Below are 13,583 nucleotides of genomic sequence, written 5' to 3'. Positions count from 1 at the left end.
GAAAGCAATGGAAGCCAAGGCAATTGCGCGTCACATCCGCGTAACGCCTATGAAGGCCCGGCGCGTCGTCAACCTTGTTCGTGGTAAGCAAGCGAATGAGGCTCTGGCAATTCTGAAGTTTGCCCCCCAGGCAGCTTCGGAGCCGGTATTCAAGGTAGTACAGTCGGCAATCGCAAACGCCCGGTCCCTCGCGGACCGCGACGGTGTTTCGTTTGACGAAAGCGACCTCATCATCAGCGAAATGTTCGTTGATGAAGGCCCGACCATGAAGCGGTTCCAGCCGCGTGCTCAGGGTCGTGCATTTCAGATCAAGAAGCGCACCAGCCACATCACTGTGGTAGTCGCTACACCTGAGAAAGAGGAGGCTCGCTAAGTGGGACAGAAAGTTAACCCGCACGGGTTCCGACTCGGCATCACCACCGATCACGTATCGCACTGGTTCGCTGACAGCACCAAGCCCGGACAGCGGTACAAGGACTTCGTTCGCGAAGACATCCGTATCCGCCAGCTCATGTCAGTTGGCATGGAGCGCGCCGGTATCGCCAAGGTTGAGATCGAGCGCACCCGTGACCGTGTCCGCGTGGATATCCACACGGCACGTCCCGGTATCGTTATCGGCCGCCGCGGCGCTGAAGCAGACCGCATCCGCGGCGAGCTTGAGAAGCTGACGGGCAAGCAGGTCCAGCTGAACATCCTCGAGGTCAAGAACCCCGAGATGGAAGCACAGCTTGTTGCCCAGGGCGTTGCTGAGCAGCTGACTTCCCGCGTGGCTTTCCGCCGTGCGATGAAGAAGGCCATGCAGTCCGCTCAGCGTGCAGGTGCCAAGGGCATCCGTATCGCCTGCTCCGGTCGACTGGGTGGCGCAGAAATGTCCCGCTCGGAGTTCTACCGCGAAGGCCGTGTGCCCCTGCACACCCTCCGTGCGAACATCGACTACGGCTTCTACGAGGCCAAGACCACCTTCGGCCGCATCGGCGTGAAGGTCTGGATCTACAAGGGTGACGTCACCGCGAAGGAACTGGCTCAGCAGGCAGCTGCTGCTCCGTCCCGTGGCCGCGGCCCCAGCGACCGTCCGGGCCGCCCGGGTGGCGCCGGCGGCGCTGACCGTGGTGACCGCCGCCGTCGTACCGACCGTCCGGCAGCAGAGGCAGCTCCGGCTGCCGAGGCTCCGGCAGTTGAGGCTGCACCTGCTGCAGTAGAAGGAGGACAGGCTTAAATGCTTATCCCACGTCGAGTCAAGCACCGTAAGCAGCACCACCCGGGTCGTTCCGGCGCTGCTACGGGCGGCACCAAGGTCTCCTTCGGTGAGTGGGGTATCCAGGCTCTGAGCCCGGCATACGTCACCAACCGTCAGATCGAGTCTGCCCGTATCGCGATGACCCGCCACATCAAGCGTGGCGGCAAGGTCTGGATCAACATTTACCCGGACCGTCCGATCACCAAGAAGCCAGCCGAAACCCGCATGGGTTCCGGTAAGGGTTCACCGGAATGGTGGGTCTCAAACGTCAAGCCGGGCCGGGTTCTCTTTGAGATCTCCGGCGTCGAGGAATCGGTAGCTCGCGAGGCCCTGCGCCTGGCAATCCACAAGCTCCCGTTGAAGGCACGCATTTTGCGTCGCGAAGGTGGTGAATAGAAATGGCAGTAGGATCCAAGGAACTTGCATCCGCACAGCTGGACACGTTCGACAACGAGCGCCTCGTTGAAGAACTCCGGAAGGCTAAGGAAGAGCTGTTCAACCTGCGTTTCCAGTCCGCCACCGGTCAGCTGGAGAACCACGGTCGTCTGCGCGCGGTAAAGAAGGACATCGCACGCATCTACACCGTTCTCCGTGAGCGCGAGCTGGGCATTCGTGCCGAGGTTGCCGCACCGGTTGTGGAAGCCAAGGAAGAGAAGAAGTCCAAGAAGGCTGCAACCAAGAAGGCCGAAACGGCTGAAACGGTTGAGGCCGAGGAGGATGCCAAGTGAGTGAAAAGGACGAGAACGTGACGGAAACTGTTTCCGCAGCAGCTACGGCTGGCGAACGCGGTGACCGTAAGACGAAGCGTGGCTACGTAGTCTCGGACAAGATGGAAAAGACCATCGTTGTCCAGGTAGAAGACCGCGTAAAGCACGCTTTGTACGGCAAAGTCATCCGCCGCAACACGAAGATCAAGGCTCACGACGAAGAGAACAGCGCCGGCATCGGCGACCTCGTTCTCCTCGCCGAGACCCGCCCGCTGTCCGCTACCAAGCGGTGGCGTCTGGTCGAGATCCTCGAAAAGGCCAAGTAACACCCCGCAGCCTGCTTGCAGGTACTGCACTGGAAACCCCCGTTCCCTTTTGGGAGCGGGGGTTTTCCGCATTTGGCGGACTGTGGGCTGGCTGGGTGTTTCACGCGGAGCAGGTTTTTGGGGGACGGCCGACGGCGGGACGCCGGGTTTCCGGGGGAGCGGCACCGCCGGTGGGCCTAAAGCGTGCCGTGCGTGACGCCGTCGTGCGTTGCCGGCTCTGGAGGGTAGCGGTTGTGCTGTGGCTGCCGCCGTGTGATATGGGAGATGGCCCCAACTGTGCTAGGATATTGAGTTTGTATGGCGCCCTCTGTGCGCTGTCATCAACCTCGTAAACAATCGTGCCACGGCATAGTGCCCCCTCGTGCTCCGGACCTGTCCGGATCCGCTTGGGAAGCAAATGTTTTTGGCACTGGCGTTTAGGCCTGGTCTGGCAAAATCCAGGCAGGTCAAGAGACACCCCGATCAACCGTTCCGCAAGGCTCATTCCGTAGGAACATTTTCGGTCTGAGAACCGGCGCGACGCAAGGAGTAAATAGTGATTCAGCAGGAGTCGCGACTCAAGGTCGCCGACAACACGGGTGCTAAGGAAATCCTTACCATTCGCGTTCTCGGTGGATCTGGCCGTCGCTACGCAGGCATTGGCGACGTCATCGTCGCTACCGTCAAGGATGCAATTCCGGGCGGCAACGTAAAGAAGGGCGATGTTGTTAAGGCAGTCATCGTCCGTACCAAGAAGGAACGCCGCCGTGCGGATGGTTCCTATATCAAGTTTGACGAGAACGCAGCTGTGATCCTGAAGGCTGACGGTGACCCCCGCGGTACCCGTATCTTCGGACCGGTTGGTCGTGAACTTCGTGACAAGAAGTTCATGAAGATCGTTTCTCTGGCTCCGGAGGTGCTTTAGTCCATGGCTAAGATCAAAAAGGGTGACCTCGTTCAGGTCATCACTGGCGCCAAGGCTGAGCGCGGCGGCGACAAAGGCAAGCAGGGCAAGGTTCTGCGCGTATTCCCGGAGACCAACCGCGTGTTGGTCGAAGGCATTAACCGCGTAACCAAGCACACGAAGGCCGGTCAGTCGCAGCGCGGCACCAAGACTGGTGGCATCGAGGTCGTAGAAGCTTCGGTCCACATCTCCAACGTGGCTCTGGTTGACCCGTCCACCAAGAAGCCCACCCGCGTTGGTTTCCGCACCGAGACCGTGGAGCGCAATGGCGTGAAGCGCGACGTGCGTGTCCGCGTGGCCAAGAGCTCCGGGAAGGACATCTAATGACTGAGACTCTCGAGACTCCGGCAGCGAAGATCGTTCCTCGTCTGAAGACCAAGTACGCCGATTCCATCAAGAGCACGCTCGTTGAGGAATTCAAGTACAGCAACGTTAACCAGGTTCCCCGCCTGGTGAAGGTCGTTGTGAACATGGGTGTTGGAGATGCCGCTAAGGACTCCAAGCTGATCGACGGCGCTGTCCGCGATCTGACCCTGATCACCGGCCAGAAGCCGCAGGTAACCAAGGCCCGCAAGTCGATCGCACAGTTCAAGCTGCGCGAAGGCATGCCCATCGGCGCACACGCAACTCTGCGTGGAGACCGCATGTGGGAATTCCTGGATCGTCTGGTCACGCTGGCTCTGCCCCGTATCCGCGACTTCCGCGGCCTCAGTGGCAAGCAGTTCGACGGCAACGGCAACTACACCTTCGGTCTGACCGAGCAGGTTATGTTCCACGAAATCGACCAGGATTCCATCGACCGCGTTCGCGGCATGGACATCACGGTTGTAACCACCGCCAAGACCGATGACGAAGGCCGCGCGCTGCTCAAGGCGCTTGGTTTCCCGTTCAAGGCCGAAGACTAATCTAACTACGTAACAGGTCCTTCGCTGATGCTTCATGCAGCAGCGAGGAAACCGTTATGAGGAAGGGCAAGAGCCCAAATGACAATGACTGATCCGGTCGCAGACATGCTTACGCGTCTGCGCAATGCAAACTCGGCGTACCACGATTCCGTGTCCATGCCGTACAGCAAGCTCAAGGCACGCGTTGCCGACATCCTGAAGGCTGAAGGTTACATCGCCTCCTGGAAAGAAGAAGACGCAGAGGTTGGCAAGAAGCTGACCCTGGACCTTAAGTTCGGCCCGAACCGCGAGCGTTCAATCGCTGGCGTTCGCCGTATTTCCAAGCCGGGCCTGCGTGTTTACGCAAAGTCCACCAACCTCCCGCACGTGCTCGGTGGCCTGGGTGTCGCAATCCTGTCCACCTCTTCCGGCCTCTTGACTGATAAGCAAGCCGGCAAGAAGGGCGTGGGCGGCGAAGTCCTCGCCTACGTCTGGTAACGGGAAAGGAAGAGAATAATGTCACGTATTGGACGTCTCCCCATCACCGTTCCTGCCGGCGTTGAGGTCAAGGTTGACGGCTCTGTCGTCAGCGTCAAGGGTGCCAAAGGCGAGCTGAACCACACTGTGGCCAGCCCGATCGAGGTTTCCCTGGAAGCAGAGACCCTGACTGTCGCCCGCCCGAACGACGAGCGCGCCTCCCGTTCACTCCACGGCCTGACCCGCACCCTGATCTCCAACATGATCGAGGGCGTTACCAAGGGCTACGAGAAGAAGCTTGAAATCGTTGGTACTGGTTACCGCGTTCAGGCCAAGGGATCTGACCTTGAGTTCGCTCTCGGCTACAGCCACCCGGTAAATGTCACCGCACCGGACGGCATCACCTTTGCAGTTGAGACCCCGACCAAGCTCTCTGTTTCAGGTATCAACAAGCAGCAGGTCGGCGAGGTTGCTGCCAACATTCGCAAGCTGCGGAAGCCGGACCCCTACAAGGGCAAGGGCATTCGCTACGCAGGCGAAGTCATCCGCCGCAAGGTCGGAAAGGCTGGTAAGTAACCATGGCCATCTCAATTAACAAGAAGCGTACGAACAAGAGCAAGTCTGCTTCGCGCAGCCGCCGCCAGCTTCGTATCCGCAAGCGCATCTCCGGCACGGCTGTACGTCCTCGTCTGGTCGTCAACCGCTCCGCACGCCACGTATTCGTCCAGGTTGTCGATGACACCAAGGGCCTGACCGTAGCAAGCGCCTCCACACTGGAAGCCGATCTTCGTGCATTCGAAGGTGACAAGACCGCCAAGGCCAAGCGCGTTGGCGAGCTCGTCGCCGAGCGTGCGAAGGCTGCCGGTATCGAAGCAGTTGTCTTCGACCGCGGTGGTAACAAGTACCACGGCCGAATTGCTGCTGTCGCTGACGGCGCACGTGAAGGTGGGCTGTCACTGTGACGGAAGCAAACAAGGAAAAGGACACTGTGTCTGCAGATCAGAAGGCTACTGAAGCCGTAGCTGCTCCGGCCACTGAGACCACTGCGCCCGCAGCTGCTGCCGATGACCGCCGTGGTGGCGCTCGTCGTGGCGAGCGTGGCGACAAGGGCCAGGGCGGTCGCGATGGCGGCCGTGGTGGCCGTGGTGGCCGTGACGGCGGCCGCGAAGCCGAGAAGAGCCAGTTCATTGAACGCGTTGTCACCATCAACCGCGTTTCCAAGGTGGTCAAGGGTGGTCGTCGCTTCAGCTTCACCGCTCTGGTCGTCGTTGGTGACGGTAACGGCATGGTCGGCGTGGGCTACGGCAAGGCTAAGGAAGTTCCTGCCGCAATCGCGAAGGGCGTTGAAGAGGCTAAGAAGTCCTTCTTCCGCGTTCCCCGCATTGGCAACACCATCCCGCACCGCGTTCAGGGTGAGGCCGCTGCCGGCGTCGTAATGCTGCGTCCGGCTTCCGCCGGTACCGGTGTTATTGCCGGTGGTCCGGTCCGCGCCATCTTGGAGTGCGTGGGCATCCACGACATCCTCTCCAAGTCGCTGGGTTCCTCCAACGCCATCAACATCGTTCACGCGACTGTTGCTGCGCTGAAGCAGCTCGAAGAGCCGGCAGCAGTGGCAGCACGCCGCGGCCTGCCGCTGGACGAGGTTGCTCCGCCGGCAATGGTGAAGGCAATCCTGAACCAGAAGGCGGGTGTCTAAGCCATGGCTAAGAACCTGATTCCCTCCGACCTTCAGTTGGAGATCACTCAGATCAAGTCCGCCATTGGCGGCAAGCAGAACCAGCGCGACACCCTTCGGTCCCTCGGCCTGAAGCGGATCGGACACACAGTTGTCCGCACCGCCGACGCCGTGACTGTTGGAATGCTCAACACGGTTCCGCACCTGGTAAAGGTAGAGGAGGCGAAGTAAATGGCAGAGAAGAACACCGCCGAAAAGGCTCAGGGCGCCGCTGCTGAGAAGCAGAACGCACTGAAGGTTCACCACCTGCGTCCCGCCCCGGGTGCCAAGACCGCCAAGACCCGCGTTGGTCGTGGTGAAGGTTCCAAGGGTAAGACCGCTGGTCGCGGTACCAAGGGTACAAAGGCCCGCTACCAGATCAAGGCTGGCTTTGCCGGCGGCCAGCTGCCGCTGCACATGCGCCTGCCGAAGCTGCGCGGCTTCAAGAACCCGTTCCGGGTTGAGTTCCAGGTTGTAAACCTGGACAAGCTCAACGAGCTGTTCCCCGAAGGTGGCGCAGTCACCGTGGAGAACCTGGTCGAAAAGGGTGCCGTTCGTAAGAACCAGCCCGTCAAGGTGCTTGGCACCGGCGACATCACCGTCAAGGTTGACGTCACCGTCCACGCATTCTCGGCCAGCGCCGCAGAAAAGATTGCAGCAGCAGGCGGAAGCACTACCGCTCTCTAGTAGACGGTGGGCGTACGCCCGTTGTGAACTCCCGGTGTGCAGGGCCCCCAGGGCCCTGCACACCGGGAGTTTTTTCACATCCGCTGGCCGACCATTTCCGTCCGTTCGCCGCAAACGCGGGTTCGCGGATTATTCGCATGGCCGATCCACCCGTTAGACTCGGTTGTTGGGATTATTGTCCCCCATCACACCACGCTTATAAACAACACAGGAGGACGCTTGCTTAGCGCATTTGGCCGGGCCTTTCGCACGCCTGATCTGCGACGCAAGTTGTTGTTCACGCTGGCAATCATCACAATCTTCCGCTTGGGTGCATTCATCCCCTCGCCTGGTGTGAACTACCAGAATGTCCAGCAATGCTTGCAGAACGGTCAGACCGCAGGCGGGCTCTATCAGCTCGTCAACCTGTTCAGCGGCGGTGCCTTGCTTCAGGTGTCCATCTTCGCGCTGGGCATCATGCCGTACATCACGGCCAGCATCATCGTGCAGCTGCTCCGGGTGGTCATTCCCCGGTTCCAGGAGCTGTACGAGGAGGGCGCCTCCGGGCAGTCCCAGCTCACCCAGTACACGCGTTACCTCACCATTGCCCTGGGCCTGCTGAACGCAACGACGCTGGTGTCGCTGGCACGTTCAGGCCAGTTGCTTCCGGGCTGTGCCCTGCCGATCATTCCTGACGACAGCATCATCACCACCATCCTGCTGATCATCACGCTGACCGCCGGTACCGGACTCATCATGTGGATGGGCGAACTCGTCACCGAAAAGGGTGTGGGCAACGGCATGTCGCTGCTCATCTTCACCTCCATCGCGGCAACGTTCCCCACGTCCCTGGGCGCCATCTGGAGCTCACAGGGCCCGGGTACGTTCTTTATGGTCCTGGTCATCGGCCTGGTGACGGTTGCCCTGGTGGTCTTCGTGGAGCAGTCCCAGCGCCGTGTCCCGGTGCAGTACGCCAAGCGAATGATCGGACGCCGGACCGTCGGCGGCACCAACACCTACATCCCCATCAAGGTGAACATGGCAGGCGTGATCCCCGTGATCTTCGCATCGTCCATGCTCTACCTGCCGGGACTGATCTCACAGTTCAACCAGCCCAAAGCGGGCGAGGCGCTCGCGCCGTGGGTTGAGTGGATCAACAACAACCTGACCCGAGGAGACCACCCGATCTACATGGCGCTGTACTTCGCCATGATCGTGTTCTTCACCTACTTCTACGTCGCGATCACCTTCAACCCTGAAGAGGTCTCGGACAACATGAAGAAGTACGGCGGTTTCATCCCGGGTATCCGTGCCGGAAAACCGACCGCGGACTACCTGCAGTACGTGCTCTCCCGGATCACGCTGCCCGGCGCCCTGTACCTGGGCTTCGTGGCACTGATTCCGCTGGTGGCACTGGTACTGATCAACGCGAACCAGAACTTCCCGTTCGGTGGCACCTCGATCCTGATCATGGTGGGCGTTGGCCTTGAAACCGTCAAGCAAATAGATGCGCAGCTACAGCAACGTCACTACGAAGGGCTTTTGCGATGACGAAAATGTTGATTATTGGACCTCCCGGTTCCGGAAAAGGAACTCAAGCGGAACGCATTTCCGAGCGCCTCGGCGTCGTGGCGATTTCCACCGGTGATNGTTCCGGACAGCGTCACCAACAAGATGGTCCGCGACCGCCTCAGCGAGTCCGACGTCGAAAACGGCTTCCTCCTGGACGGCTACCCGCGCACCACGGCGCAGGTGGACTACCTTGACGGGATCCTCGCGAACAGCGAAGAAAAGCTCGACGTCGTCCTGCAGCTCACGGCCGACGACGAGGAACTCGTCTCGCGCCTGTTGGGCCGTGCCAAGGAAACCGGCCGGAGCGACGACAACGAAGCCGTGATCCGCCACCGTCTGGACCTGTACCACGAGCAGACCGAGGCCGTTGTGGCTAAGTATGCCGAACGCGGCATCCTGACCCAGGTTGACGGCATCGGCGGCATCGACGAGGTCACCGACCGCGTGATGCAGGCCATCAAGGCAGCCCAGGCCGCCTAAGCCCCGCAACATGTTTTTCCGAGGCTCCTCCCGGCATCCGGGAGGAGCCTCAGCCATTGAGAGGACACACCATGGCCTTCGGCCAGCCCCGTATCGAATACAAGACCAACGCCCAGATGCGCATCATGCGCGACGCCGGGCTGGTGCTGAACCGTGCGCTGGACGCAGCAGTGGCCGCAGCCGCTCCAGGCGTTACCACCAAGCAGCTGGACGACGTCTTCGCCGCAGTGCTGAACGAGGCCGGCGCCAAGTCGAACTTCCTCGGCTACCACGGCTTCCCCGCCACCATCTGCACCTCCGTGAACGAGGAAGTGGTGCACGGCATCCCCGGCGGCAAGGTCCTCAACGATGGCGACATCGTCTCGATCGACGGCGGCGCCATTGTTGACGGCTGGCATTCGGACTCTGCACGGACCGTCATCGTGGGCGAGGCCGACCCCGAGGACCAGCGGCTTTCCGACGTCACCCAGGCAGCCATGTGGCGCGGCATCGCCGCCTTGGCCACGGGAAGCCATGTGGGCGACATCGGCGCAGCCATCGACGACTACGTCTCCTCCGTGCCGGGCAAGCCGCTGGGCATCCTGGAGGACTACGTGGGCCACGGCATCGGCTCCGAAATGCACATGGCCCCGGACGTCCTCAACTACCGCACCAGCCACCGCGGCCCCAAAATCAAGCCCGGACTGTGCCTGGCCATCGAGCCCATGCTGGTCCGCGGCAGTATCGACACCGCCGTGCTGGAGGACGACTGGACAGTGGTGACCACCGACGGCAAGCGCTCCTGCCAATGGGAGCACTCGGTTGCCGTCCACGAAAAGGGGATCTGGGTACTCTCAGCCCCCGACGGCGGAGCGGAGCACCTGGTGCCGCTCGGCGTCGTACCGGTCCCGATCCCGTAGCTTTGAGGCTCCCCAACCGCCCCCTAACCTCGCAATCTCGGCCAGGGAACCCGGCGGTCGTGGGCCCAGGCGCTCCCGACGCGCAAAATCCCTGCCGCTACCGGAATACCGATAGCGGCAGGGATTTTGCGTGTCGCAGGTGGTGGGGAGCGTCAGGCCTTGAGCTTGGGCTTGACGTCCTTGGTGTAGATGCCCTCGAGGGTCGCCTTCAGCTCGGTCATGGTGGCTTTCACGTCGCCCTCCTGGGTCAGGATCTTGGCGGCAGCCTTGGCCATCTCCTGGTCGGCTCCCGGCAGGAACGCGCGCGCGTTGTCCTGGACCTTCGTCACGGCCAGCTGGTCCATGGCGATCTTGATCTGCGGCGTCTTGGCGAGCACAGCGGTCATATCGGCGGACGTGCGCGTGGGCATGTAGCCGGTCGCGGCCGAGAAGGCGGCAGTGTTCTCCGGCTCGGTCATGAACTGCAGGAACATGGCTGCTGCCAGCTGCTCTTCCTTGGTCACACCGCTGGGGATGCCCAGGCCGGCGCCGCCGGTGGGGCACACGCCTGAGGTGGCCTTTGAGCCGCCCGGCAGGAAGCCGACGCCCACGTTGAACTTGGCGGACTTCAGGATGCCGATCAGTGACCCCGTCGAAGACAACGTGGCCGAGGCGAGGCCAGCGGCAAAGTCGTCGGCGGATTCCTTGGAGGAGACCCCAGCCCAGGCGTCCTTGTAGACGGAATCCTGGGCCGCCTGCAGTGCCGCCACGGACTCGGCTGAATCACACGTGATGTCCCATTCCTTGGACCAGCCGCCGCCTTCGCCCCACAGGTTGTTCTGCAGGGTCCAGCCCGCGTACCCGGCCAGGGCGGGGTGCATAAACGCGTACTGGGCGCCGGAAGCCGCCTTGAGCTTCGGGGCCCAGCCGGCGAATTCCTGCCAGGTGGCGGGGGCACGGTCCGGCAAACCGGCTGCGGCGAAGTGGTCCTTGTTGTAGTAGAACAGGGGCGTGGACCGGCCGTAGGGGAGTGCCCACTGCTTGCCGTCGTACTTGTAGTCGTCCACCAGCGAGGTGCGGAAGTCGTCCAGCTTGACGTCCAGCTGCTTGACCAGGGAGTCGAGCGGGATGATGCTCTCGTTCAGGTAGTAGCGGAACCACCAGACGTCGGAGAGGACCACCAGGGACGGCAGGCCTGACTTGGCGGCCTGGGCGGTCTGGAACTTCTGGGCGATTTCCTCGTAGTTGGCGCCGGCCGTCACCAGGTTCACCTTGATGTCCGGGTACTTGGCGTGGAACTTCTCGATGATGCTCTTTTCCACGTCCTGTGACTTGCCCGGGTGGTTGGACCAGAAGTCGATGGAGGCGGCCGGCTTGACGCCGCTGAAGTCGATGTCGGCAACGGTCGTCACCGCGGCTCCGGGGGTTGTTGACGGGCCGCCGCAGGCGGAGAGTGCTGCGGCGCCTGCCCCGGCGCCGGCCAGGGTGAGGAAGAACCGTCGATCAAGGGTAAAGGACATGGTGCTGCCTTTCGTTGTGTGCCTCGGAGTGCCGGATGCGGTGGATGGATGGTTTGGATGCCCGGCGGCAGTGCTCGGCGGCAATGCCCGACGGCGGTGCTCGGCGGAGGTTAGCCCGTCACGCTGCCCTGGGTCAGGCCCGCGACGATGTAGCGCTGGAGCATGGCGAAGATGACCAGGATGGGGACGATCACGAGCACGGCGCCGGCCATCATGATTCCCCAGCCTGCGCCGTTGCTCTCGGAGTTCTGCAGCAGGGTCAGGCCCACAGGAAGAGTCATGCTTTCGGGTTTGTCGGTGATGATCAGCGGCCAGATGTACTCGTTCCATTCGCTCACTACGGTGACCAGGGCAACCGTGGCGATCGAGGGTACGGACACCGGCACCACGATCTGCCAGAGCCGCCGCCAGTGGCCGGCGCCGTCGATCTCTGCGGATTCCAGAATCGAACCGGGCAGGGTGAGGAAGTGCTGGCGCAGCAGGAACGTGCCGAAGGCAGTGCCCAGGCCGGGCAGGATGATGCCCCACAGGGTGTTCTTTCCACCCATTCCGGCGATCAGGATGTAGTTCGGCAGGATGGACACCTGCGCGGGAACCATCAGGGCCACGAGGATCAGAACGAAGATCAGGTTCTTGAACGGAAAGCGCACAAACACCAGGGCATAGGCGGTCAGCAGGGCAAGGATCACTTTGATGCCGCCGCCCACCACGGTGACGATGGTGCTGTTGAGGAAGAACTGACCGAACGGGACCGTGGTCATGGCCACCCGATAGTTCTCCGGGTCCAGGGCTGCCGGGAGCACCTGCAGATCCAGTGTGACGATTTCGCCGGGCTGCTTGAACGAGCTCAGCACCATCCACAGCAGCGGCAGGAACACCACCAGGACGGCGACGGCCAGCGGCGCATACCCGGCAGCGACTGTCCTGACCAGGTTGGCGCGGGAGAACGGCCGCTCGAGGGGCGGGACGGCGTCGGGCGTTGAAGGGTCCGGAAGGAGGGCGGCGGGAGCGCTCACGAGTAGTGCACCTTCTTTTCGACGAACCGCAGCTGCAGCACTGTGATGACCAGCAGGATGACAAACAGGACCACCGAGATGGCGGCGGAATAGCCAGCGCGGTTGTAGGCGCCGAAGGCTTGGAGGTACGCCTCGTAGATGAGGGTGCTGGTGCCGCTGCCCAGGGGCGTCATGATCCGGATGAGGTCGAAGGCCTGGAGCGAACTAAGCATGGTGGTGATCAGCAGAAAGAATGTGGTGGGAGAGAGCAGCGGCAGCGACATGCTGACGAAGCGCCGGAAACTGCTGGCACCGTCCAGCGACGCCGCCTCCATCACGTCCTGCGGCAGGGACTGCAGCCCGGCGAGGAACACCACGGCGCAGTAGCCCAGGTTCTTCCAGACGTACACGATGATGACCATCACCAGTGAGAGCTCCGGATCGTTGATCCATTGTGGGCTCTGCTGCCCGAGGCCCCGCAGGATCCACGCGAGCACACCGTAACCGGGATCAAAGATGAACAGCCACACCAGGCCAACGCCAACACCGGACAGCACATACGGTGCGAAGACGGCCGACCGGGCAAAGGTGGTGCCGCGGACCTTCGAGTTCAGGGCCAGCGCCACCAGCAGGCCCAGCGCCATGGAGCCGCCCACGGTTGCGGCAGTGAATACGGCGGTGGTGCCAAGGACCCGGACGGCGTCCGCGCTGGTGAAGAACGTGACGTAATTTTCCAGCCCGACGACGGTGGCCGACGCGGAGCCGAGCGTCCAGTTCAGCGTGGAGTAGTAGAGGTTGTTGAACAGCGGGACGTAGGTGAAGACCGCGATGAGCAGCAGGTTCGGCAGGGCCAGCGCGAGGAAGACGAAGAAGTCCTGGCGTTTCCGGCGCGACCAGCGATTGCGTTGGCGGGGCAGGGCGCCGCCTTGGTCTTTTGCTCCGCTGGAGGCCGTCTGCGCCGGGGAACTGCCCGGCTTGGCGGTGAGCTGTGGTGTCATGGATCTCAATCGGGAGGCCTGCGACGGCAGGGCTGTGGAACGGATTTGAGATCACTCCATCACATAGTCGATGCCGGACCGGACCAGATGCGGCCGCCCAACGAATTGTTGTCCGAGGCTTCGGAGCCCGTTCACGGAACGTTTCGTTTCCCCGGTGATGGAGCCCACAGTCCGGGGTTTCGACAG

At 62.1% G+C, this 13,583-nt stretch carries 19 protein-coding genes and 1 pseudogene; 17 read left to right on the top strand and 3 right to left on the bottom strand.

The annotated features are described in order from the left end of the window. The first annotated feature begins 7 nt into the window (after positions 1-7). The 17 genes and pseudogenes from rplV (at position 8) to map (ending at position 9,905) form a co-directional block, all read left to right on the top strand. Positions 8-373 carry a 50S ribosomal protein L22 gene (gene rplV, locus ACX80V_RS09730; RefSeq protein ID WP_056344381.1) on the top strand — a complete coding sequence of 122 codons (366 nt, stop codon included), beginning with the start codon at positions 8-10 and terminating at the stop codon, positions 371-373. Continuing rightward, positions 374-1,216 (top strand): 30S ribosomal protein S3, encoded by an 843-nt coding sequence (gene rpsC, locus ACX80V_RS09725; RefSeq protein ID WP_056344378.1) that lies wholly within the window; start codon positions 374-376, stop codon positions 1,214-1,216. Then, positions 1,217-1,633, top strand: a complete 417-nt coding sequence (gene rplP, locus ACX80V_RS09720) for a 50S ribosomal protein L16 (protein ID WP_056344375.1) — start codon at positions 1,217-1,219, stop codon at positions 1,631-1,633. It abuts the gene before it with no gap. A 2-nt stretch (positions 1,634-1,635) separates the two neighbouring features. Further along, positions 1,636-1,965 carry a 50S ribosomal protein L29 gene (rpmC, locus tag ACX80V_RS09715; RefSeq protein ID WP_058931719.1) on the top strand — a complete coding sequence of 110 codons (330 nt, stop codon included), beginning with the start codon at positions 1,636-1,638 and terminating at the stop codon, positions 1,963-1,965. Further along, complete coding sequence (gene rpsQ / locus ACX80V_RS09710) at positions 1,962-2,270, top strand: 30S ribosomal protein S17 (RefSeq protein ID WP_056344371.1); 309 nt, start codon at positions 1,962-1,964, stop codon at positions 2,268-2,270. The genes rpmC and rpsQ overlap by 4 nt, the downstream gene beginning before the upstream one ends. Before the next feature lie 535 nt (positions 2,271-2,805). Continuing rightward, positions 2,806-3,174 (top strand): 50S ribosomal protein L14, encoded by a 369-nt coding sequence (gene rplN / locus ACX80V_RS09705; RefSeq protein ID WP_024366126.1) that lies wholly within the window; start codon positions 2,806-2,808, stop codon positions 3,172-3,174. Between the two features lie 3 nt (positions 3,175-3,177). Beyond that, positions 3,178-3,537, top strand: a complete 360-nt coding sequence (rplX, locus tag ACX80V_RS09700) for a 50S ribosomal protein L24 (protein WP_056344369.1) — start codon at positions 3,178-3,180, stop codon at positions 3,535-3,537. Beyond that, positions 3,537-4,118 carry a 50S ribosomal protein L5 gene (gene rplE, locus ACX80V_RS09695; protein ID WP_056344366.1) on the top strand — a complete coding sequence of 194 codons (582 nt, stop codon included), beginning with the start codon at positions 3,537-3,539 and terminating at the stop codon, positions 4,116-4,118. The genes rplX and rplE overlap by 1 nt, the downstream gene beginning before the upstream one ends. Positions 4,119-4,196: 78 nt before the next feature. Then, positions 4,197-4,595 carry a 30S ribosomal protein S8 gene (gene rpsH / locus ACX80V_RS09690; protein WP_056344363.1) on the top strand — a complete coding sequence of 133 codons (399 nt, stop codon included), beginning with the start codon at positions 4,197-4,199 and terminating at the stop codon, positions 4,593-4,595. A gap of 18 nt (positions 4,596-4,613) precedes the next feature. After that, positions 4,614-5,150, top strand: a complete 537-nt coding sequence (rplF, locus tag ACX80V_RS09685) for a 50S ribosomal protein L6 (protein ID WP_056344361.1) — start codon at positions 4,614-4,616, stop codon at positions 5,148-5,150. Positions 5,151-5,152: 2 nt separating this feature from the next. Beyond that, complete coding sequence (rplR, locus tag ACX80V_RS09680) at positions 5,153-5,536, top strand: 50S ribosomal protein L18 (protein ID WP_058931720.1); 384 nt, start codon at positions 5,153-5,155, stop codon at positions 5,534-5,536. Beyond that, positions 5,533-6,270, top strand: a complete 738-nt coding sequence (gene rpsE, locus ACX80V_RS09675) for a 30S ribosomal protein S5 (protein ID WP_058931721.1) — start codon at positions 5,533-5,535, stop codon at positions 6,268-6,270. Before rplR ends, rpsE begins: the two co-directional genes overlap by 4 nt. Positions 6,271-6,273: 3 nt before the next feature. Next, on the top strand, positions 6,274-6,480 hold the full coding sequence (gene rpmD, locus ACX80V_RS09670; RefSeq protein WP_056344352.1) for a 50S ribosomal protein L30: 207 nt from the start codon (positions 6,274-6,276) through the stop codon (positions 6,478-6,480). Further along, entirely contained in the window at positions 6,481-6,975 is a 495-nt protein-coding gene (gene rplO, locus ACX80V_RS09665; protein ID WP_058931722.1) for a 50S ribosomal protein L15, read from the top strand. Positions 6,976-7,194: 219 nt separating this feature from the next. Then, entirely contained in the window at positions 7,195-8,505 is a 1,311-nt protein-coding gene (gene secY, locus ACX80V_RS09660; protein ID WP_252598402.1) for a preprotein translocase subunit SecY, read from the top strand. 5 nt (positions 8,506-8,510) lie between these two features. Beyond that, a pseudogene (locus tag ACX80V_RS09655) lies at positions 8,511-9,006 on the top strand (nucleoside monophosphate kinase). 71 nt (positions 9,007-9,077) lie between these two features. Beyond that, on the top strand, positions 9,078-9,905 hold the full coding sequence (map, locus tag ACX80V_RS09650) for a type I methionyl aminopeptidase (protein ID WP_485842974.1): 828 nt from the start codon (positions 9,078-9,080) through the stop codon (positions 9,903-9,905). A 152-nt stretch (positions 9,906-10,057) separates the two neighbouring features. Here the strand turns inward: map and ACX80V_RS09645 are convergent, their stop codons facing one another. From ACX80V_RS09645 to ACX80V_RS09635, 3 genes are all read right to left on the bottom strand, one after another. Further along, on the bottom strand, positions 10,058-11,404 hold the full coding sequence (locus tag ACX80V_RS09645) for an ABC transporter substrate-binding protein (RefSeq protein WP_485842973.1): 1,347 nt from the start codon (positions 11,402-11,404) through the stop codon (positions 10,058-10,060). Positions 11,405-11,514: 110 nt separating this feature from the next. Further along, the gene (locus ACX80V_RS09640) at positions 11,515-12,420 is read right to left on the bottom strand and encodes a carbohydrate ABC transporter permease (protein WP_485842972.1); all 906 of its coding nucleotides are present in this window, start codon (positions 12,418-12,420) and stop codon (positions 11,515-11,517) included. Then, the gene (locus ACX80V_RS09635) at positions 12,417-13,397 is read right to left on the bottom strand and encodes a carbohydrate ABC transporter permease (protein WP_485842971.1); all 981 of its coding nucleotides are present in this window, start codon (positions 13,395-13,397) and stop codon (positions 12,417-12,419) included. Before ACX80V_RS09635 ends, ACX80V_RS09640 begins: the two co-directional genes overlap by 4 nt. Positions 13,398-13,583 lie beyond the last annotated feature (186 nt).

The organism is Pseudarthrobacter arbutini (genome assembly GCF_054510915.1).
The sequence above is the reverse complement of the archived record's forward strand: the minus strand, read 5'-3'. Positions and strand labels throughout refer to the sequence as shown.

Coding starts and splice junctions, on each gene's coding strand:
- rplV (WP_056344381.1), top strand. CDS start 8: ATGGAAGCCAAGGCAATTGCGCGTCACATCCGCGTAACGCCTATGAAG.
- rplP (WP_056344375.1), top strand. CDS start 1,217: ATGCTTATCCCACGTCGAGTCAAGCACCGTAAGCAGCACCACCCGGGT.
- rpmC (WP_058931719.1), top strand. CDS start 1,636: ATGGCAGTAGGATCCAAGGAACTTGCATCCGCACAGCTGGACACGTTC.
- rplX (WP_056344369.1), top strand. CDS start 3,178: ATGGCTAAGATCAAAAAGGGTGACCTCGTTCAGGTCATCACTGGCGCC.
- rplE (WP_056344366.1), top strand. CDS start 3,537: ATGACTGAGACTCTCGAGACTCCGGCAGCGAAGATCGTTCCTCGTCTG.
- rpsH (WP_056344363.1), top strand. CDS start 4,197: ATGACAATGACTGATCCGGTCGCAGACATGCTTACGCGTCTGCGCAAT.
- rplF (WP_056344361.1), top strand. CDS start 4,614: ATGTCACGTATTGGACGTCTCCCCATCACCGTTCCTGCCGGCGTTGAG.
- rplR (WP_058931720.1), top strand. CDS start 5,153: ATGGCCATCTCAATTAACAAGAAGCGTACGAACAAGAGCAAGTCTGCT.
- rpmD (WP_056344352.1), top strand. CDS start 6,274: ATGGCTAAGAACCTGATTCCCTCCGACCTTCAGTTGGAGATCACTCAG.
- rplO (WP_058931722.1), top strand. CDS start 6,481: ATGGCAGAGAAGAACACCGCCGAAAAGGCTCAGGGCGCCGCTGCTGAG.
- map (WP_485842974.1), top strand. CDS start 9,078: ATGGCCTTCGGCCAGCCCCGTATCGAATACAAGACCAACGCCCAGATG.
- ACX80V_RS09645 (WP_485842973.1), bottom strand. CDS start 11,404: ATGTCCTTTACCCTTGATCGACGGTTCTTCCTCACCCTGGCCGGCGCC.
- ACX80V_RS09635 (WP_485842971.1), bottom strand. CDS start 13,397: ATGACACCACAGCTCACCGCCAAGCCGGGCAGTTCCCCGGCGCAGACG.